This window comes from Pseudarthrobacter sp. B4EP4b (assembly GCF_006680095.1).
Classification (GTDB): domain Bacteria; phylum Actinomycetota; class Actinomycetes; order Actinomycetales; family Micrococcaceae; genus Arthrobacter.
Map to the genome: position 1 here is coordinate 152,871 of NZ_VHIJ01000001.1, position 19,686 is coordinate 172,556.

General features: G+C 64.8%; 15 protein-coding genes and 1 pseudogene. 7 read left to right on the top strand and 9 right to left on the bottom strand.

From position 1 onward, the window contains the following. Positions 1-85: 85 nt before the first annotated feature. Entirely contained in the window at positions 86-430 is a 345-nt protein-coding gene (locus tag FNL14_RS00795; protein WP_142056803.1) for a hypothetical protein, read from the bottom strand. Between the two features lie 117 nt (positions 431-547). On the opposite strand from FNL14_RS00795, the gene FNL14_RS23170 reads away from it, so the two are divergent. Both FNL14_RS23170 and FNL14_RS00800 read left to right on the top strand, forming a co-directional pair. Beyond that, the gene (locus FNL14_RS23170) at positions 548-871 is read left to right on the top strand and encodes a hypothetical protein (RefSeq protein WP_181762498.1); all 324 of its coding nucleotides are present in this window, start codon (positions 548-550) and stop codon (positions 869-871) included. A 248-nt stretch (positions 872-1,119) separates the two neighbouring features. Then, complete coding sequence (locus tag FNL14_RS00800; RefSeq protein WP_142056805.1) at positions 1,120-2,358, top strand: NYN domain-containing protein; 1,239 nt, start codon at positions 1,120-1,122, stop codon at positions 2,356-2,358. Positions 2,359-2,696: 338 nt separating this feature from the next. Here FNL14_RS00800 and FNL14_RS23555 read toward each other — a convergent pair. From FNL14_RS23555 to FNL14_RS00815, 3 genes and pseudogenes are all read right to left on the bottom strand, one after another. After that, positions 2,697-3,716 (bottom strand): annotated as a pseudogene (locus FNL14_RS23555) (MFS transporter); the annotation flags it as partial. Beyond that, positions 3,713-4,843 carry a sugar phosphate isomerase/epimerase gene (locus FNL14_RS00810; protein WP_220126140.1) on the bottom strand — a complete coding sequence of 377 codons (1,131 nt, stop codon included), beginning with the start codon at positions 4,841-4,843 and terminating at the stop codon, positions 3,713-3,715. The gene FNL14_RS00810 and the pseudogene FNL14_RS23555, both read right to left, overlap by 4 nt. A gap of 66 nt (positions 4,844-4,909) precedes the next feature. Continuing rightward, a complete protein-coding gene (locus FNL14_RS00815) occupies positions 4,910-6,406 on the bottom strand; it encodes a PLP-dependent aminotransferase family protein (RefSeq protein ID WP_181762499.1) in 1,497 nt (498 codons plus the stop codon). 165 nt (positions 6,407-6,571) lie between these two features. Between FNL14_RS00815 and FNL14_RS00820 the strand changes: the two genes are divergently transcribed. Next, entirely contained in the window at positions 6,572-8,155 is a 1,584-nt protein-coding gene (locus FNL14_RS00820; RefSeq protein WP_142056809.1) for a phospholipase D-like domain-containing protein, read from the top strand. A gap of 70 nt (positions 8,156-8,225) precedes the next feature. On the opposite strand, the gene FNL14_RS00825 is transcribed toward FNL14_RS00820, so the two are convergent. The 3 genes from FNL14_RS00825 to FNL14_RS00835 are packed head-to-tail and all read right to left on the bottom strand — an operon-like array spanning position 8,226 to position 11,358. Further along, a complete protein-coding gene (locus tag FNL14_RS00825) occupies positions 8,226-9,734 on the bottom strand; it encodes a tripartite tricarboxylate transporter permease (protein WP_142056811.1) in 1,509 nt (502 codons plus the stop codon). Continuing rightward, the gene (locus tag FNL14_RS00830) at positions 9,734-10,381 is read right to left on the bottom strand and encodes a tripartite tricarboxylate transporter TctB family protein (RefSeq protein WP_142056813.1); all 648 of its coding nucleotides are present in this window, start codon (positions 10,379-10,381) and stop codon (positions 9,734-9,736) included. Before FNL14_RS00830 ends, FNL14_RS00825 begins: the two co-directional genes overlap by 1 nt. Continuing rightward, on the bottom strand, positions 10,378-11,358 hold the full coding sequence (locus tag FNL14_RS00835; protein WP_142056815.1) for a tripartite tricarboxylate transporter substrate binding protein: 981 nt from the start codon (positions 11,356-11,358) through the stop codon (positions 10,378-10,380). The genes FNL14_RS00830 and FNL14_RS00835 overlap by 4 nt, the downstream gene beginning before the upstream one ends. Positions 11,359-11,583: 225 nt before the next feature. On the opposite strand from FNL14_RS00835, the gene tcuA reads away from it, so the two are divergent. Both tcuA and FNL14_RS00845 read left to right on the top strand, forming a co-directional pair. Next, positions 11,584-13,077 carry an FAD-dependent tricarballylate dehydrogenase TcuA gene (gene tcuA / locus FNL14_RS00840; RefSeq protein ID WP_220126141.1) on the top strand — a complete coding sequence of 498 codons (1,494 nt, stop codon included), beginning with the start codon at positions 11,584-11,586 and terminating at the stop codon, positions 13,075-13,077. A gap of 72 nt (positions 13,078-13,149) precedes the next feature. Continuing rightward, entirely contained in the window at positions 13,150-13,842 is a 693-nt protein-coding gene (locus FNL14_RS00845) for a GntR family transcriptional regulator (RefSeq protein WP_142056817.1), read from the top strand. A gap of 235 nt (positions 13,843-14,077) precedes the next feature. Here FNL14_RS00845 and FNL14_RS00850 read toward each other — a convergent pair whose 3' ends face one another. Further along, complete coding sequence (locus FNL14_RS00850; RefSeq protein WP_142056819.1) at positions 14,078-15,109, bottom strand: metallophosphoesterase; 1,032 nt, start codon at positions 15,107-15,109, stop codon at positions 14,078-14,080. 28 nt (positions 15,110-15,137) lie between these two features. Continuing rightward, positions 15,138-15,998 carry a phosphatidylinositol-specific phospholipase C/glycerophosphodiester phosphodiesterase family protein gene (locus tag FNL14_RS00855; RefSeq protein WP_142056821.1) on the bottom strand — a complete coding sequence of 287 codons (861 nt, stop codon included), beginning with the start codon at positions 15,996-15,998 and terminating at the stop codon, positions 15,138-15,140. 317 nt (positions 15,999-16,315) lie between these two features. Here FNL14_RS00855 and FNL14_RS00860 point away from each other — a divergent pair, with 317 nt between their 5' ends. Then, positions 16,316-17,659, top strand: coding sequence for a polysaccharide lyase family 1 protein (locus FNL14_RS00860; RefSeq protein WP_255470651.1), 1,344 nt, complete (start codon positions 16,316-16,318; stop codon positions 17,657-17,659). After that, positions 17,659-19,539: a pectinesterase family protein gene (locus tag FNL14_RS00865; RefSeq protein ID WP_142056824.1), complete on the top strand. Its 1,881-nt coding sequence runs from the start codon at positions 17,659-17,661 to the stop codon at positions 19,537-19,539. The genes FNL14_RS00860 and FNL14_RS00865 overlap by 1 nt, the downstream gene beginning before the upstream one ends. The last annotated feature ends 147 nt before the right edge of the window (positions 19,540-19,686 follow it).

Consider the following 19,686-nt stretch of genomic DNA (forward strand, 5'->3'; position numbering starts at 1 on the left):
GCGGCAGCGGACGACGGCGGAGCCTCCCGCCGTCGTCCGCTGCCTCTGGTAGGGCCCTCCATTGCGCCCTCCAAAACCATTCCGGCTAGGCGGCCAAAGGCATGTCGAACAGCTGCTCGGCAAGCCGGATCAGGTGGCGCGGAGCGTCGGCGTGCTCCCCTGACTCCGCCTGGCCCAGGAACAGGGCGGTCCCGTGGATTGTCGCGTCCACATCAACGCCGGCCTCGCGGATCAGGACTTCCGCCCGGAGGTTCTCGGCGTATTTGGTCCCCTCGCTGTCCAGGTAGGCATGCCAGCCCGTCCCGGCGATGTGCCCAATGTCCCCCGCCGCCACCCGCAGCAGCGCTGCCCGGTTCAACTCCACGGGCAGGATGTGCACGGGGTGGACCAGCGGGGCCGGGACCACCAAGGCCGTGAAGGAAGTGTTCATCGTGTTGTCCTTGACGCTCGATCCGGTGTGCGGCGCCTGACCGCCGCGGGGACGCGGGCAGCCGTTCGGGCTAGGAGTCCCTTGTCCGGCTGCCCGCGGGCTATTTAGCGTTGGCTTTTGCGCGGCTTTGCGAAATTAAGTTCGCTATTCTCGCTTTTGGCCCTTTTGTCGGCCCTTTTTTCGAGAATTGACTTGCCGGCTTTTTTAGCAGCGCCGCTTTTGGGGGATTTTCCGGACATCGGAATCACGCCTTTCTTTGCTTGCGTTACCCAGTACCATACCTACTTTTATTTTTTAAGCCAGTCCTGCGAAACTGGCGCTACACCGCAGCAGCGAAGCCGTTCGCCGCGCCTGAGCAGGGGGTTCGGCCTTTTTCAATTTGACCAGGAAGCATTTTTGATTTTTTTCCAAGGAATGCGGCCGACGGTAGAATCTAATTAGAAAAAAGGGAAGAGTTGCGGAGACGTCATTTTCTGCTCCCTCGGCCTGCTACAGGAATTTTTTCGTCCTCACCGGCCGGCTGGAAACTGACACCTACCCAATAGTTGGATGGCGTGACCTTCAGTTGTGAACAGCCAGGCCCCCAGTACAACTAGAGCGGACGACGACGGGACCTCCAGCCGCCGTGCGCTCGCGTGTCGCGCTCAAAGGGGGAAGCGGGCGGGCACGCTTGCTGGCACACTGTCCCAATGAATGCGGCACTCACACCTTCCCGCCGACCTGGCATCCGCGCGGCGATGTTTGTTGATTTCGACAACGTCTTCACCGGCCTTCAGGCTTTGGATCCACAGGCGGCGAAGCGGTTTGCGGAAGACCCCAAACATTGGGCTGATGCCTTGTCTGCAGGAGGTCCCGGTGAGGGTGCCCGGCGCTTCCTGATCCGCAACTGCTACCTGAACCCCATGGTGTATTCGAAGTACCGCACGTATTGGACCCGCGCCGGATTCCGCGTCATCGACTGCCCCTCCCTCACCCAGCGGGGCAAGAGCAGCACGGACATCAACCTGGTGCTCGACGCCATGGACGCACTCTCCGGTGGCGGTGGAATCGAGGAATTCTTTATCGCCTCCGCCGATGCCGACTTCACATCCCTGATCCAGCGGTTCCGCGCTGCCGACAGGATGACCACGGTCATCGCGGCCGGGGCGGTGGCTTTCGCCTACAGGGAGATGGCAGACCACGTGGTGGAGTCCCACGATTTTGTCTCGATCCTCAACGGCACAACCTCTGAACCCGTCCGGGCAGCAGCTTCCGTGCAGCAACCCCAGGCACCTGCCGCAACCAAGGCAAAGACCAAAGCCCACTCCCCCGCGATCCGTGAGGTAGCGGAGTTTGTCCGCACGGCACCCGGACCGGTTGTTGGCGCCATGGTGGCCCACCGGGCGCTCACTGCCGATCCTTCTTTGAAGACGGACTGGGGTGGCTTCGGAAAGTTTGGGACATGGGTTTCCCAGATCGGCAAGAACGTCGAGTATTCAGCGGCACAAGGCGGCTGGGTCTGGGACTCGAAGCGGTTCTCCAATGAGGACCTTCCCCTGCCAGCCGATGCGCAGCCGGGTGTCGAGGAGCGGGTCACTCGGGTGACGGATGTGCCGGCGCTCTCGGAAGCCCAGTTTCGGCAGATCTTTGAGGCCATGGTGGAGCGGTTGCGGGAGCATCCGCCGCTCAACCGCACGGAACTGTCCCGGCAGGTGCGGGATGACTGTGTCAATGCAGGCCAGCCGGTCTCCCGTAGTGCGGTCAGTTTTGTCCTGCAGGGTCTCGCTTACGCCAACTTCCAACTCCACGATCAGGCGACACCGGAGGAGTTGGCGGCAGCATGGACTGACAATGTGGAAGAACTCTGCCGCGTGGCGTTGCTGGAATTCGACGCGGCGGAGAAGCTGTCAGTCCGGCGCTGGGCGAGCGGCGCACTGCTGGACAATTGACCCAAGTGAAGCGGACGACGGCGGGAGGTCCCGTCGTCGTCCGCTTCTTTCAGCGCGCGGTAGAGGTGAGGGTCAAACCTCGGCCAGTGCCCGCCGGGCCCGCGCGGCCCGCACCAGCCCGCTGGAGACGGCCGCTCCCACGAGGGCGAGCGCCGCGAGCACAATGAACACGATGTGGTAGCCGCCGGCTCCCGGGTTCGCGTCGAGGATCGCGCCGTAAACGATGAAGGCGAACATTCCGGGTGCGTAGCCCACCAGGCACGCGATACCGAATGCGGTGCCACTGGTCTCTTCAGGAATCCCCACCTCGTCCATCGCGCCCAGAACACGCCACGCATGGTGAAGACGATCAGGGAGAACAGCAGGGTCACGATCATGGCCGGGATCTGGCTGCGCGGATCGGCCGGGAGGAGCAGCAGCACCGCCACCACCGGGATCAGGCCCAGGAAGGCCAGGCGGAGGTACCGGCTCGCACCCTTGAACACCTTGTCAGCGAGGACGCCGCCGATGGGGCCGCCGAGGATCTTCAGGCCGTACTGGTTGATGATTCCATAGGCGCCCACCAGCGCGACGGGGAGCCCGTAAACGTACGTCAGGTAGGGGATGAAGTAGGTGAGCCCACAGTAAACGACGTACACCATGAAGACCGTGAAGCTGACCCACCACAGCTGCGGCAGCTTGGCCGCGCGCCAGATCTCGGCAAGGCCGGCCTTCTGCTTCACCGGGGCAGGGCTTTCACTCGGCTGGCTGCGAAGCAGCAGGAACAGCAGTACGCCGACCACAACGTCGATGATGGCGTAGAAGGCGATGGCTGCACGGAATCCGCCGGTTCCGGATCCGAGCAGTACGAAGATTCCCAGCGCGGAGAAGGCCACCACAGTGTCCACCACGCCGCGGCCGCCCTCGAGCAGGCCAAAGAGGCGTCCTTGTTCCTTTGAACCACCGAGCTGGCGAATGCTCTTCAGCAGCGCTGGCCACACCAGGCAGTCTGAACAGACGGCCAGCAGCGCGAACAGGAGAAGAAGCGTGTTGAAGCCCGGGAAGGTGCTGAGGAACAAACCAAGAGCACCTGTGCCCACCAGACCGAGCGGGATGAGGATCCGGGTGGAGAACCGGTCGGCGAGGTAGCCGCCGACGATAAAGAGCGCTGTGGCAACCATCGAGTTGACGCTCAGTAGCGTGCCGATCTCAGTGTGACTGAGGCCCATCGCTTCCTGCATCGGGACGTAGAACGCATCCTTGAGGTTGGCGAGCTTGTAGATCGTGCCGCCAGCCATGACGAGCAGGGCGAAGCGGATCCATTTGCTCCAGTTGATACCGCTGGCCGTCTTCTCGGGAGTGTTGGCTGTCGTAGTCATCGTGCACCTGCCAGGGAGGTTGTGGTGTCGAGCTGTGCGACGGCGATGTCGCGCAGCGAGGAGAGCAGGCCCTTCACATAGGCCACTTGGTTGTCGGCCCAGAACGGTTCTGCAGCCAGCAGTGCATCCCGGGTCCAGCCCTCCGGGATACCGGTGGTGCTCAGGTCCCGGTACGGGATAAAGGGGTCCTCCCCCTCACCGGCATGGCGGAAGGCGGGAGCGTAGTAGAGATTCTCCTGTTCGAGGGCCAGGGCGATGACCTGGGGCTGGTCCCCGCCGAGCATCAGGAGTTCGAAGAGCATGCGTGCATTGGGCAAGTCGTCCTCAGCGCTTCCCTGCAGCACGCCGCGGTGTCCGAATCCGTCCCCCTCGGGCAGGACGTGCACCCCTTTGAGGTGTGCCTGCCGGATGTGCGGCGCGAGCGCGGCGAGGGCGGCCATCGGACGCTCACAGGCATTAATCATGTTCCCGAAATCGAACATGGCGTGCAGCCGCGGATGGGAGACCCGGCGCAGCAGCTCTGCGATCTCGGTGGAGCGAAGTTCCTCGTGCTGCTCAAAGGAGAAGTGCAGATCGTGCTCGTCTGCGAGCGCCGCAAGCCGGTTCAGGTCGCTCTCGATGAGGGCTAGAACCTCGGACAGCGTGCCTTCGAAACGTGAGTAGACACGGATATTCTCGACGCCGAGGACACCGGCAATGCGTACCACCTCGTCCACGTCCCGGCGCAGCGTAGTGCTGATCTCAAGATGGATGGCCAGGCCCAGGCGGCGTGCGCGGTCCGCGAACTGGTGGAGCCTGTCGTCGCTCATCCGGCCCAGGCTTCGCTCCTCGCCGTCGAGGAGGTGGATGCAGGCGCCCTTCAAGCCATGCCGATGTGCGAAGTCGAGCACGTCATCGGGCCCATACCCGCCATAAGTCAGGTTGCCCAGAAGGGCGTAGGCGTGGGCGAACAGCGGGGCGCGGTCAATCCGGTCGATCAGGGTCCGGGCCAGCTCGTCGGTGAGGCGGGGCATGGACTCCATGTCCTCTTCGTTGAGGCGTGGTGTCAGGAGCGCCTGGAATCGGGCGTCAGCAGGGGGCATCATGGGCTCCTCGGGAGGAATGTCAGGGGTGGTGGCGAATGTCACTCCTCATTTCTACGCGTGTAATGGATAACGAAAAAGATCCATTATGCGCCTGATTGTTAAGTCCATTCAGGAACCCGCGGCGGCTCTCTCCCACCGGTCCCAGGCGGCGGCCATCCTGCCTACAGCCCGCGGCATATGTTCCTCCGACGTGCCGGCGAACCCGATCAGCAGGGCGGAGGGAAGCTGCCGCGTGAGCCGGTACTCGCCCAGGGGGTAGGTGTACACGCCGCCTGCGGCCAGTCCCCGCGCCACCTCGATATCGTCGGCAGGCTCCCTGAGCCAACCCATGACGTGCAGGCCGGCGTCGACCGGAGCGGCTGAAATCCGGTGGCTCAACTGTTGGTCCAGCGCCTCGAGCAAGGCATCCTGCCGTGCCGCGTAGAGTCGCCGAGTGCGGCGGAGATGGGCGTGCAGGTGCCCCTCGGACAGGAAGTCCGTGAGTGCCGCCTGGAGCACCATCGCCGGCGGCCGTCCGATGATCGACGACGCGGAGGCGAACGGTTCCACCAGGTCCTCCGGCAGCACGCAGTACCCAAGGCGGATCGATGGCGCGAGCACTTTGCTGAAGGAGCCCACGGTGATTACCTGCCGGCTCAGGTCGAGGCCGAACAGCGTCGGCAGAAGTTTCCCGCGGTAGCGCAACTCGCTGTCGCAGTCGTCCTCGACCACCCAGCTCCCGTTTCGCTGGGCCCAGGCGATCCACTCCGCCCTGCGCGCCAGGCTCATACTGATGCCGAGCGGATGCTGCCGGGCGGGAGTCAGACAGGCCAGGCGGGCCGGGGGCACATCGTCCTGCTCGTCCGGGAGGACCGCACCCTCGTCGTCCACCGGGACTCCTCGGAGGGGGCAGCCCTGGGACTGGAAGGCGAGCCGTCCCGAGATGTGCCCCGGATCCTCGACGATGACGGGATCGCCGGCGTCGAGCAACAGGACAGCCAGCACGTTGAACGCCTGCTGGGCACCGGAGGTGACCACAATCTGGTCTGCCGTGCACCCGAGGCCCCTGACATCGTTGACATAGTCCGCGATCGCTTCCCGGAGAGGCCGGAAACCATGCGGGTCGCCGTAGCCGATGGCAAGCGGGTCAGTGCGTCCGGAATGGCGGCCCAGCAGACGCTTCCAGGTAGCCGCGGGGAACGCCGAGGAGGCCACCTGGCTGGCAACGAACGATTCAATCTCCGCCGGCGCCCACGAGTGTGGAGCCTCGGTGAACAGGCTGGTTCCCCGCGAAGACGTGGCGGCACCACGTTCGGACAATGGCGGCCGGGGCATCGGCCTCTGCGGCGCAGTATCGCTCCACAAGGTGTCCACATACGTGCCGTCTCCCGCGCGGGAGCGCAGGAAGCCCTCGGCGGTGAGCTGCTCGAATGCCGACACAATAGTGATCCGCGAGACTCCCAAATCCGCGACGAGTGTGCGGGTGGAGGGCAGGCGGGTCCCGCTCGGCAACGAACCTGCCAGGATCTGGGTGCGAAGTTGGGCGTACAACTGCTGGTGCAGGGGTTGGGCGGCGGCGCGGTCAAGTTCCAGTCCTGCCAGCAGCCGGCCGCCAGCGGTCTTCATCCCGCAGGCCGCGGAACTGTTGTCACCATGGCGCCATTTTACGGGCCCGGCTTTGGTAGATGGCGCCTGCCGACGAGTCCAACCCGATGACATTGCTCTACGCCGTCGTAGGCTACTGAAGAGGTTGAACACCAACGCAGGCTTCGGGCCCGAAGGGAACATCGAGTGGACAGTAATCCTGGTACCTGGTTCTTGAGTGGCGCTGAGCGGGGGAACACGGCCACCGGCGTGCACGCCGGAGATGGCGGATCGCAGTCCTGGTCCGAGGGAAACCTGGTGCGGCCCCTGATTCACGGGGCCACCTATTTCGCCCGGCTGCATGAGGAGCTGACGGCCCTGCAGGCCGGAGACCGTGTGTGGTTTACCGACTGGCGTGGTGACGGCGACGAGCGGCTCACCGCGGACGGACCCACGATCGGTGAGCTGCTGGCGCAGTTGGCGGAAGCGGGGGTGGAGGTGCGCGGGCTGATCTGGAGGTCCCATGGCGAGCGCATCTCGGCCCCGATGAGCAACCGGTCCAACGAGCTCCTCAGCCGCCAGATCAATGACGCCGGCGGTGAAGTCCTGTTGGATCAGCGGGTGCGCCTCTTCGGCTGCCATCACCAGAAACTGGTGGTCATCCGCCGCCGCGACGACGCCTCAAAGGACGTGGCGTTCGTAGGCGGGATCGACCTCTCGCACGGCCGCCGGGACGACGCCGATCACGCGGGAGACCCGCAGGCCGTGGACATGGATCCCCGGTACGGAAAACAGCCCCCGTGGCACGATGCCGCAATGGAACTGCGCGGGCCGGTGGTGGCGGATGTGCTGGAGCTGTTCGCCGAAAGGTGGAATGACCCCCATCCCCTGGACCGGCGCACACCGTACCGGATGCTGCTGCAGCGCCTGGCCGACATGCCGCGGCACCCCGAACCCCTGCCGGAGACAGCGCCGCCACCGCCGCCGGCGGGCCCGCACGCCGTGCAGCTGCTGCGCACCTACGGCGTGAAGCACCCGCCGTTCCCGTTCGCCCCCGGCGGTGAGCGGAGCGTTGCCCGGGCCTACACCAAGGCCTTCGCGCAGGCCCGCTCGCTGATCTACATCGAGGACCAGTACCTGTGGTCCTCCGAGGTGGCCGACGGAATCGCTGCGGCCCTCGAACAGAACCGGGAGTTGAACGTGATCGCCGTCGTGCCCCGCTACCCGGACTCGGACGGCCGCCTCGGAGGCCCGCCCAAGCGGGTGGGGCAGCTGCGCGCCATCGAACGGATGCGCCGCGTTGCCCCGGACCGGTTCGGCGTGTTCAACCTGGAGAACAAGGCCGGGACTCCCATCTATGTCCACGCCAAGATCTGCATCATCGATGACACCTGGTTCACCATCGGGTCGGACAACTTCAACCGCCGCTCCTGGACCACGGACAGCGAACTTACCTGCGCAGTGATCGACACCAGCGCCGGTTCTGACGCTTCCCGTTCGCTGGCCCACTCCCTCCGGCGCCAGCTCTGGGCCGAACACCTGGGCCTGGACCGGAATGACCCCCAGCTCAACGATCCGGCAGCCGGGCTCGGCCTGTGGAACGCCACCGCCGACGCCCTGGACCAGTGGCACAAAACCGGACGCGGCTCCGACCGCCCCCGGGGACAAGTGCGGCGGCACAATCCGCAAGGAGTGCCGCGGTTCCAGCGCATCTGGGCGAATCCCGTCAACCGCCTCCTGATAGACCCGGACGGCCGCCCCCGGAAAATGCGCGGGACTACCGAGTTCTAGACAATGACAAAGGAAGCGGACGACGGCGGGAGCCTCCCGCCGTCGTCCGCTTTGCTTTTCGTCTGGGTAGTCAGGCCTTGCGGCTGGCCCGGTGCCGCAGGTGCTGGACAGCGCTGAGGGCAAGTGCGGCGGCCAGGACCAGGTAGAGGGTGATGGTGATGGGGCTGTCCACCAGGATGCCCAGGTCCCCCTCGGAGACTGCCAGGGCACGGCGCAGTTCGGTTTCTGCCATGGGTCCGAGAATCACGGCGATCAGTACCGGCGCCAGGGGGATGTTGTACCGGCGCATCAGGAATCCGATGAGGCCGATGGCGATGAGCAGCCAGAGGTCGAGGATTGCCGAGCTTACTGCGTAGACGCCGAGCATGGAAAAGACCGTGATGCCGGCGTAAAGGTAATGCTTGGGGATGCTCAACAGCCTGGCCCAGACGGAGGCGAACGGAATGTTGATCATCACCAGGATGACCAGGCCGATGAACAATGAGGCCAACAGGGCCCAGACCAGGTCACCGCTTCGCTCGAAGAGCAGCGGTCCCGGCTGCATCCCGTACTGCTGGAACGCGGCAAGCATGATGGCGGCCGTGGCTGATACCGGCAGTCCCAGGGCGAGCAGCGCACCCATGGCAGTGCCGGCGGTGGCGTTCGCGGCAGCTTCGGGCGCGGCAAGGCCGCGGATGGAGCCGGTGGTGCCGAACTCCGGATCGTTCCGACGTTTGGCCAACTGTTTTTCGGTTCCATAGGCCAGGAAGGTGGGCACTTCTGCACCGCCAGCCGGGATCAGCCCGAATGGGACACCGAACGCCGTGCCGCGCAGCCACGCGGGCAGCGCCTTCCTGAAGTCGGCCAGGCCCAACCGGGCACGGCCCTTGGTATGGATTCGGGTGGCCACGGGGTCGCGGTGGATGCGGGAGGCGATATGGAAGACCTCGCCAAGGGCCAGGAGCCCGACCGTGATGACGATGACGGAGATCCCGTCGAAAAGCTGGGGCGTGCCCAGGGTGAACCGGGCGGTGCCGCTGGGGCCGTCAATCCCGACGAGGGCAAGGGCGAGGCCGATTCCAAGGGCTGCGACGCCGCGGATCACGGATTCGGACACAACGGCGGAGATGGCCAGGAAGGCGAATACTGCCAGGGCGAAGTACTCGGCCGGGCCGAAGACGGTAGCCATCTTGACCAGCGTGGGAGCGAAGAACACCACGAGGGTTGTGGCAATCAGCCCACCGATGAACGCGCCGATTGCGCAGGTGGCCAAAGCCTTGGCAGCCTGTCCGCTTTTGGCCATGCGGTGGCCCTCGAACGTGGAGGCGATAGCGGAGGAATGGCCTGGGGTGTTGAGCAGGATCCCGGAGGTGGAGTCGCCGAAGAGTCCGCCGAAATAAATGCCGGCGAACATAATGAAGGCCGCGGTGGGCTCAAGTGAAAAAGTGATGGGCAGCAGCAGCGCCACTGCCATGGCGGAGCCCAGCCCCGGGACGACGCCGACGGCGGTGCCAAGGAGTGCGCCGATCAGCACCCAGAGGAGGTTCATGGGGGTCAGGGCGTGGGCGAAGCCGCCCATGAGGAGTTCGAGTTGTTCCATTAGAGGATCGCTCCCATCAGGCCGGAGGGCAGGCTGAGGCCCAGCGCGGCGCCGAAGGCCAGTTGGATGATTGATGAAAAGAGCAGGCCTACACCGGCGTCGAAGACGGGGCGGCGGCTGCCAAGGGCATAGGCGACCAGCCAGAACAGGGCTGCGGCACTGATGACCCAGCCCAGCGGTTCCAGCACCAGGACAAAGGCCACGACGGCCCCGACCAGCAGGGCAATTGTGCGCCAATCGGAATAGGTCTTCCAGGTCTTGCCTGGTGTTTGCGACGGCGCACCTTCGTAGGCTGCGTCTTCTTCCTTCCCCAGGTGGCCGAGGTCGTGCAGCATGTCAGCGGAGAACTGGCCGTGTCCGGGGTGGACGGTGTTGTCCGGAACGTTCGGTGTGCGGAGGATGTGGATGGCCAGCAACGTAGCGGCCAGGTACAGGACAACGCATACCAGGATGGGGAAGAACTGCGGTCCCGGAGCAGATTTTCCCTGCACGTTCATGGTGGCGGTGCCGATGGTGAGGAAGACGGCAATTGCGTAGAGCACGGCTACGACCACAAATTCGCTGCGGCCGGTCCTGAAAGGGGGCTTCTGTTTGCCGTCAGGCCCCGTGGTGGATCCTGCTTCTGGTTGGTGCTGGGTGATGCTCATAGGCCGAGGTCCTTTACGATTTCTTGGGCCGTTGCAACTTCGGTGGTGATGAACTGCTCGAATTCTTCACCGGTGGAGAATGTGTCCGTCCAGCTGTTGCGCTTCAGGGCTTCCTGCCAGTGCTTGGTGCTGCGCATCTCGGTGATGATTTTGATGAATTCAGCTTTCGTTTCTTCGGTGGTTCCGGGGGCGGCAACGAAACCCCGCCAGTTGGACATTGCCGCGTCCACTCCCTGTTCCTTGAAGGTGGGAACGGCCACGCCTTCGAGCCGCTCAGGCGATGAAATGGCAAGGGCCCGCAAGGTTCCCGCCTCGATCTGGTCCCTGACCTCGTTGTAGCCGGACATGCCGGCGGCCGTGGTGTGGGACAGCAGGGAGGTCAGTGCCTCGCCGCCTCCGGAATAGGCGATGTAGTTAACGTCCCTCGGATCGATCCCGACGGTTTTGGCCACCATCGCGCTCAGAAGGTGGTCGATGGATCCCAGGGATCCGCCTCCGATCGAGGTTCCTCCCGGATCTTTTTTCCAGGCGTCCAGGAAGTCATTCAACGTCTGGAACGTGGAGTCGGCAGGAACAACCAGGGCCGCGTAGTCGTCGGCCATCCGGGCGATGGGAACAACGTCGGCCATGGACTCCGGATTGTCACCGAGTTCGATGGCGCCCACCATCACCCCGCCCGTCACCAGAAGGGCATCCTCGCGCCCGGGCGTCTGCACGAACTGGCTCAAGCCGATCGTGCCGCCCGCTCCTGGCACGTTGACCACCTGCGGGTTGTTGACCACGCCGCCGCTCTTGAGCGACTGCTGGCCTTCACGGGCAAAACCGTCCCAGCCGCCACCGGGTGCTGCCGGCGCGATCAGGGTGAGCTTGTTTCGGGCCGTACTCGATCCGCCGGCAGCACCGGCACTGATGAACGCAAGGGCGGCCACAACAGCAACGACCAGGCCGAACACGGCATTGCGTAGGGGATTTTTCATAGTTCTCGTTCCGTAACGACATTGTTGGGCGGTGCGAAGGTATTGCCGGGCCGGGCCAGCAGTAAGCGAAGCACGTTCGCATCCATCCGGATACGTCTGTACACAGCGGAATACATTTATACCTGTGATGCCACTCACTGGCAAGCGACCAGCAGAAAAAACGGCTCTTGTTCTTTTGCATACGCTTGTATACAGTCGAATCCAACATCAACGGAAGGACAAGGAATGTCTATCGGAAATGGGTCGCGGCCCCAAGGCATGGAGGCTGTTGACGTCATTGTGGTTGGCGGCGGCAACGCAGGATTTACTGCAGCGCATGCAGCGGCAGTCCGCGGGCGGAAAGTGGTGCTGCTCGAAAAAGGCAGCGAAGACCTGGCCGGCGGCAACAGCTTCTACACCGCCGGCGCCACCCGCATCGCCCACGATGGCCTCTCGGATTTGGCGGACTGGGTGGAACGGGACGAGCGGCACGGCCGCACTGAAGTGCCGCCATATTCGGCCGAGGAATACGCCGCGGACCTCGCCAAGGTGACGGAAGGCCGGAACGACCCTGGCCTGACGAAGGTTCTGGTTGAGGAATCCCAGCCCACGCTCCGCTGGCTCAACAGCCTGGGCCTGAAATACCGCCTGATGTATGAACGCCAGGCCTTCGAACGGCCCGATGGCTCCTACCTGTTCTGGGGCGGGCTCCACGTGGGCAACGTCGGCGGAGGCGAAGGACTGATCGCGGACCACACGCGGGTAGCGGCCGAGTTGGGGATCGATGTCCGTTACAGCCATGCAGCCAAAAGCCTCGTCGTCGAGGATGGACGCGTTGTTGGCGTCGTCGCAGATTCACCTGCGGGCGAACTGACATTGCGCGCCGAATCCGCCATTCTCACAGCAGGAGGTTTCGAAGCCGATCCTCAATTGCGCAGGGAGCACCTGGGCGAAGGCTGGGAAAACGCCAAAGTCAGGGGAACACCGAACAACACGGGCGAAATGATCGCCGCTGCCCTTGAGATCGGTGCAGCCCGTGGAGGTGACTGGGGAACGTGCCACAGCGTCCAGTGGGATGCCTTCACCGCCACCAACGAGAGCAACCGCGAACTCACCAACCGCTTGACCCGCCAGAGCTACCCGTTCGGAATCATCGTCAACACCAACGGCGAGCGGTTCCTGGATGAAGGCGCGGACTTCCGGAATTACACCTACGCGAAGTACGGCAAGGAGATCCTGAAGCAGCCCGGATCAGTGGCCTACCAGATTTTTGATGCAACCCTTCGCCCCATGCTGCGCACCGAAGAGTACGACATGCCCGGCATCTCAGTGGAGGTGGCGGACACACTGGAAGAACTGGCAGCCAGGATCGGCGTCGATCCCGAAAAGCTGTCAAAGACTGTCAGCGACTTCAACAACTCAATCGACCGCAGCATCGCTTTCGATCCCAACGTCAAAGACGGGCGCTCCGCCACCACAGAGCCGGTGAAGAGCAACTGGGCGGCACCCATCGAAACCGGGCCCTTTTACGCCTACGGCGTCACCTGCGGAATCACCTTCACGTTCGGCGGCATCAAATCGGACACGCACGGCAGGGTTCTGGACGGCCAGGGAAAGCACATCCAGGGCCTGTATGTGGCGGGCGAAATGCTCGGCGGCCTGTTCAGCGCCAACTATCCAGGTGGCAGCGGGCTTGCTGCCGGCTGCGTGTTCGGGCGACGGGCGGGGACCCTGGCGTAAAGTTTGCTTCGAACCCGCCGCCCCTGCGCTACGAGTACGAAGCACAGCCCATATTCTTCAAGGACCAGTCAAGTGACGGATACAGCATCAACCCCACGAGTGGATGGCGAGACCATCTTCCTGACATTGCGGGGCGAGATCCTGTCCGGAGTCCACCAGCCCGGCACGGCCATCCGTGAAACATCACTTGCCGAACGCTTCGGCGTCTCCCGGACCCCCGTCCGGGAGGCGCTGTCCCGCCTCCAGCAGGAGCGTCTCCTTGAGAGAGTGGCCAGGGGGCTGCAGGTTCCCCAGGTTGACCCGCAACAGGTCATCCAGATTTATGACATGCGGATACTTCTCGAAGAGGAAGCTGCCCGGCAAGCGGCCAGGTCCCGCCAGTTCCCGGACCTCATGAGGCTTGAGGCCCTTCTTCACCGGGACCGGCAGCTCGAGGATCCGGATGACCAGACCAGAATCACCACAAACCTGGAGTTCCATGCCGCAGTCTGGAGTTCCGCCCACAATGGTGTCCTGGAGGACCTGCTGGACCGCCTGTCCACGCACCTCATCCACGCACCACGGTCCACGCTGTCTACCGGAAACCGGTGGACGGAGTCCCTTGACGAGCACGAAGCGCTGATCCAGGCCATCGAACAACAGGACAGCGACGCCGCCGGCAAAATTGCCAGGAAGCATATGGAAACTGCCCGGGCCCTGCGGCTGCAGCTTCTCCGGGAGACAGCGCTGCAACATCCGCTGCCAACCCACCGGTCCCAACGGTAGCCACCCGCGGCCGAAACGGCAAACGTGGCTGATTGATTTATTGACCGCCGGATGCAGTTCCGGCATGCGTGAGGCCCAGTCCTGCATGCCTTCGCAACAGCAACCCGAAAGACGGGCGCAGGACGAGGTTAGCGCGAGGGAGGCGGGGCGGCCGAAGGGCCGCCCCACCTCCTCCATACAAAAGGAAGCGGACGACGGCGGTAGCCTCCCGCCGTCGTCCGCTGCCCTTTGGTGCCTACTGGCTGAAGGGGACCTTCTCCCAGCTCAGGACCTCGCCGCCGGTGCTGTTGCCGGCCACCGTGAACCGCACATAGTTCGTGGCGTTGGCGGAGCCGTCCACGGTGATGCGCTGCAGGTTGTCCGCGGCGGGCTGGCCGTAGACATCCAGCCAGGGAGAGCCCTCGGCCAGCGGCTGGTTCTCGGCGAAGACGTGGCTGTCGCCGTTGATGAGGTAGACCGGGGCGTCGAAGCTGTTGGTTTCCTCGATGATGGTCTTGACGATCTCGCGGAATCCGGAGACCGTTTCCGGGTTGGCGGTTGCCGCGGCAAGCAGCGACGGATCGAACATGTCGGCCTGGGTCATCAGCACCACGGCCCGGTCGTTGCGGCGCTCCGCGTCTGCGAACGTCTCGTGGATCTGGGCGATGACGGCGTCCGTTCGGTGCTGCACCTCATCCAGCTGCTCTGCGGTGGCGGTGGTTTCGCCCAGCCCGGTCCACGGCTGCAGGGAGTTGTTGCTGCCCTGGATATCCACCACGGAGAAGGCCACCCGGTTTTCGGTAAAGCGGACGTTCTCCGGCAGCCCGAGGCTCTCCTGGGTCTTGACGGGCATGGTGGCGCCCAGCGTCTTGCCGGGCTCGGTGAAGAACACTTCCCGCAGCTTGTCCAGCCGCTCCAGCGGGTTGTAGGCGCCGTTGTTGGTGCGGTGGCAATCCACCCACTCGTTGTCGCCGGGGGTGTAAACCAGCGGGTGCTCGAAGGTGTCGAACTGGGCCCGGATGTTGGCGAAGTATTCGTCGGAGCAGACCGACGAGCCGTTTTTGATATCGCCCACATGGGTGACGAACTTCAGGTCCTTGTCGGCGTTGATGTCTTGGATCCGGCCCGGGAACTTTGCGATTTCGGCTGCGCCGTACGGGATGTCGCCGATGACGCCGAAGGTGAAGGCCTGGCCGGTGCTGTCGGCGGCTGTGGCGGGCTGGGACACGAGGAGGCCGAGCGCCAGGGTGAGCGCCGCCGTCGTAATTTTCATGGTGTGTGAAGGCATCCGAAAGGTTCCTGTCTCGGGGAAGGGCTCAGGCCGCGCGGGCGGTGAGGAACTGCTGCAAACCGGTGAGGTCGTCGGTGTTGATGTGGTCCACGCCGGCATCGGCCAGTTCGGTCCACACAGCGTCCCGGGCTGCGCCGGGCATGTCCGGGGTGGCCCAGAAGCGGACGCGGTAGCCGTTGGCGTGCGCCTCGGCAACGTAGGCGTGCAGCTTGGTGCGCTCCGCTTCGGGCATGGGCCCGACGCCCTGCCAGGTGAAGAGCTTGGTCCAGTTGTCGCTGACCAGCGGCATGAGCCCAGCGGGCATGCCCGAAGTGAGGTCGGCGGAGCGGCCGTCGTAGAAGCTAAACCGCTTCTCCTGTGCCTGCATGGTGGCCAGCGGACGGTTGCCGCTGATGACGGCGGCGACCGGGCCGGTCTTGACGTTGCCGCTGGTGTAGCGGCTCATGATGTCGCGGTGCTCGGCCAGTTCCTGCTCAATGGCGGCGTAGGTGGCCTCACCCTCGCTTTTGATGTCGATCAGGAGTTGCAGGCTGCCGTCCCAGTGCGGGTAGACGCCGTGGCCCGGTTGGCTGCGGACCAGGTCCTGCAGCGGGTCGAGATAGAGGCTTTCGAGCGTGACGCCCTGCTTGGCATCTTCCAGATCGTGGGCCACGCGCAGCTCACCGTCCACCAGCCACACGTCCGCTTCAACGCTCGTGAAGCCGTGCTCCAGCGCTTCGAACAAGGGACGGTCATGCTCATAGTCGTTGTGCGCATGCGCCTGGGCCACCGGCTGGCCGACGACGACGGGAGCCGGCTGGGGTGCCTCGGCCTGGGCAGGTGCCACTGCGGTGCCGGCCAGGGAGGCAAACACGGCGACGGCAGCGAGGGTGCTTTTCACGAACACGGAGTACTCCTGGTACCTCGGGGATGTTCGCCCGGCAGGGGTGTGCCGGGCAAAAGGGTGCGTGAAAAGACTGCTGGTGGCAGGAGAACGAAGGCGGACATCCTGATTGCTGGCAGGTAAACCGGGAGGGACCAATTCCCCTTTTGCATGCAGATTAAGTCCGGATTCGCTGAGACAAGTATTGCTGAGAAACCGCTTTCTCGCTATTGTCCTTGTCAGCGCTCACAAATGACCGGCGTCACAGTGGACCCGGCCGAAGCGCAGTTCATTCCAAAGACGGAAGAGAGAACATGCGAAAACGCAGTACCCACTTATCCATGTCCGCAGCCATTGCAGTAGCAGGGGCACTGGCCATCTCGGCACCTGCCGGAGCATCCCCCAACCCGGTGGCGGACCCTGTCGCCCAGACCGCCCAAACCCCGCTGGAGCGCCAGGTACTTTCCCCAGGCGACGGCTGGGCATCCGAGGGAACCGGAACCACGGGAGGCTCAGCGGCGGCAGACGACAACGTTTATGACGTCTCCACCAAGGCCGAACTGCTGGCCGCCTTCGCCACCGCCGGCACCCAGCCCAAGATCGTCCGCGTCCACGGAACCATCGACGCCAACACCGCCGCGGACGGGAACCCGCTGACCTGCGAAGACTACGCCGCAGGCACCGGCTTCAGGCTGGAGCAGTACCTTCAGGACTTCGACCCCGCAACCTACGGCCGCACCAAGGAGCCCGCCGGCCCGCAGGAAAGCGCCAGACGCCTCGCCGCAGCAAACCAGGCCAAGACCATCCGGTGGGACATCCCCAGCAACACCACCATCGTCGGCGCAACCCCGGAGAGCAGCATCACCGGCGCCGCGCTCCGCGTCAACGGCGCCACCAACGTGATCGTCCGCAACCTCACTGTGCGGGACGCCGCGGACTGCTTCCCGGCCTGGGACCCCACCGACGGCGCCGAGGGCAACTGGAACAGCGAATACGACCTGCTCCAGGTCATCAACAAAGCCACCCACGTCTGGATCGACCACTCCGAATTCACCGACGCCCCCAACCTGGACAGCTCCCAGCCGCTCTACTTCGGCCGCCCCTACCAGGTGCACGACGGCGCCGTGGACGTCACCAACGGCTCGGATCTGGTGACCATGTCCTACAACCGGTTCTCCGACCACGACAAGCTGCTCCTGATCGGCTCCACCGACTCGGCCAACCGCGGGGATCCCGGCAAGCTGCGTGTCACCATCCACCACAACGTCTTCGAAAACGTCGGCCAGCGCGCCCCGCGCGTCCGGTTCGGCCAAGTGGACGTCTACAACAACCACTTCAAGGTCAACGAGGGCAGCACCGTCCCCTTCGAGTACGCCCTCGGGGCCGGATTCGACTCCCACCTCTACGCCGAGGCAAACGCCTTCACGCTTCCGGCCGGAACCGACGCCGCGGACCTCATCCGGCGCTTCAAGGGAACCGCAATCACCACCATCGCGAACGCCGTCAACGGCAAAATCACCGATCTTCGCGCCGAGTACAACGCCGCTGCCGCGCCCGCGGACCAGCTGGCCGAGGACACCTCCTGGACACCACTCCACCGGTCCCAGGTCCACCCGGCCCAGGCCGTCCCGGCGCTGCTCAAGAACTCCACCGGCCCCATCTTCACTGCCGGCGGAAACCTCTGATGGCCGCCATCCTGCCCAGCCGCCGCAGCGTCCTGGCCACCCTGGCGTTCACCGCAGGAACCATGGCCCTCTCGGGAACGGGCATAGCCAGCGCCTTCCCCCAAGCAGAGCCGGACCCCACCAAGCCACGCACCAAGCCGGTCATTTTCGTCGTGGGGGACTCGACGTCGTCGGCCTACCAGCAGTCCGAACGCCCCCGCGCCGGATGGGGACAGGCCCTGCCGCTCCTGCTGGGGCCGCAGGCCACCGTCTTTGACTACGCCTGGTCCGGCGCCTCCTCCAAGAGCTTCGCCGATGCAGGGCTGCTGGACCCGGTGCTGGCACTGATGCAGCCGGGCGACTACCTGCTGATTTCCTTCGGCCACAACGACGAAAAAGTGGCGGACCCCAACCGTGGAACGCTCCCGGACACCACTTTCAAGGAGTACCTGGGCCGGTACATCGAGGGCGCCAGGGCACGCGGGGGCAAGCCTGTCCTGGTGACCTCCGTGGAACGCCGCCGCTTCGATTCCTTCGGCAACGCCCAGGATTCCCATGGCGCGTACCCGCAGGCTGTGCGGGAACTCGCCGCGGCGTCGGGCACTCCGCTGGTGGACCTTACGGTGTCCTCGAAGCAGCTGTGGCAGCAACTGGGCCCGGAAGGGACCAAGCAGCACTTCCTTCACCTGGCTCCGGGCGAGCACCCGCAGTACCCGCAAGGCTCGGAGGACAACACCCATTTCCAGGCCGCCGGAGCGCTGGCGGTGGCCCGCCTCGTGGCCCGCGAACTGCAGTCCAAGGAGATCGTCCCGCCGGGCTACTTCCTGAATATCGACGCCGGCGCCGATCCCCTGCTGGGCATGTACTGGCCCGCCGAGCGGCCCGTGGATGTACCGGTGACGCTCGACGTCGGACCCGGCAGGACGTTCGCGACCATTCAGTCTGCCGTCGACTCCGTCCCCTCGGGGAGCCTCCAGCGGACCGTCATCAGGATCCAGCCCGGCACCTACCGGGAAGCCGTGCGGGTGCCATCCGACAAACCCCGGATCTCGTTCATCGGCCTGGGCAGCCGGCCGGAGGACGTGGTGCTCGTCTGCAACAACGCGTCCGGCACGCCCAAGCCGGACGGCAGCGGCAACTTCGGCACCTCCGGCAGCGCGTCCGTGCGGATTGACGGGCCGGACTTCGTGGCCCGGAACCTGACGTTCAGCAACGATTTCGACGAGGCCGCCAACATGGGGATGAAGGACCGCCAGGCCGTGGCGCTGCACATCACTGCGGACCGTTCGGTGCTGTCCAACGTCAGGATGCTGGGCAACCAGGACACCCTGCTGGTCAATTCCCCGGCGGCGGGCGTCCAGGCCCGGTTCTACTTCGAGGGCTGCTATGTGGAAGGGGACGTTGACTTCATCTTCGGCCGCGGGACGGCCGTCTTCAGCGGCTGCGAGATTAAGTCCCTGGACCGCTCCTCGAGCACGAACAACGGCTACGTGACAGCAGGCAGCCTGGACCTGTCCATCAACTACGGCTACCTCTTTGACCGTTGCCGGCTCGTCTCGGATGCCGCCGCAAACACTGTCCACCTCGGCAGGCCGTGGCACCCCAGCGGCGACCCGAAAGCTGTTGCCCAGGTCCTGATCCGGGATTCCTGGCTTGGTGCCCACATCTCCGGCACGCCGTGGACGGACATGAGCGGCTTCTCCTGGCGCGAGGCGCGGTTCCACGAGTACAACAACCGCGGCCCCGGCGCGCAGGTGACTGCCGACCGTCCGCAGTTGCCCGGGACTGAGGCGGGCAACTACACGGCCAGGGACTACCTGCAGGGAATGGACGGGTGGGCACCCCAGCTCGCAGGCACGACGGCGGACTGCAGCGTCGTGCCGTCGGAGGTGGCTGCTTAGCTTCCGGCATGCAATGGCGGGCGACATCCGCTAATGGCCCACCCCGGAAAACAGACGCGGGGTCACTTTCGGCCCAATAATCGCTGGATTTTGGGCCGGAAGTGACTCCGCGTTGCAATGGCGGGCGGACGACGGCGGGAACCTCCC

Excerpts from the sequence above, each read along its gene's own strand:
- FNL14_RS00795 (WP_142056803.1), bottom strand. The coding sequence starts at position 430 with ATGAACACTTCCTTCACGGCCTTGGTGGTCCCGGCCCCGCTGGTCCAC.
- FNL14_RS00800 (WP_142056805.1), top strand. The coding sequence starts at position 1,120 with ATGAATGCGGCACTCACACCTTCCCGCCGACCTGGCATCCGCGCGGCG.
- FNL14_RS00815 (WP_181762499.1), bottom strand. The coding sequence starts at position 6,406 with ATGAAGACCGCTGGCGGCCGGCTGCTGGCAGGACTGGAACTTGACCGC.
- FNL14_RS00825 (WP_142056811.1), bottom strand. The coding sequence starts at position 9,734 with ATGGAACAACTCGAACTCCTCATGGGCGGCTTCGCCCACGCCCTGACC.
- FNL14_RS00830 (WP_142056813.1), bottom strand. The coding sequence starts at position 10,381 with ATGAGCATCACCCAGCACCAACCAGAAGCAGGATCCACCACGGGGCCT.
- FNL14_RS00835 (WP_142056815.1), bottom strand. The coding sequence starts at position 11,358 with ATGAAAAATCCCCTACGCAATGCCGTGTTCGGCCTGGTCGTTGCTGTT.
- tcuA (WP_220126141.1), top strand. The coding sequence starts at position 11,584 with ATGTCTATCGGAAATGGGTCGCGGCCCCAAGGCATGGAGGCTGTTGAC.
- FNL14_RS00850 (WP_142056819.1), bottom strand. The coding sequence starts at position 15,109 with ATGCCTTCACACACCATGAAAATTACGACGGCGGCGCTCACCCTGGCG.
- FNL14_RS00860 (WP_255470651.1), top strand. The coding sequence starts at position 16,316 with ATGTCCGCAGCCATTGCAGTAGCAGGGGCACTGGCCATCTCGGCACCT.
- FNL14_RS00865 (WP_142056824.1), top strand. The coding sequence starts at position 17,659 with ATGGCCGCCATCCTGCCCAGCCGCCGCAGCGTCCTGGCCACCCTGGCG.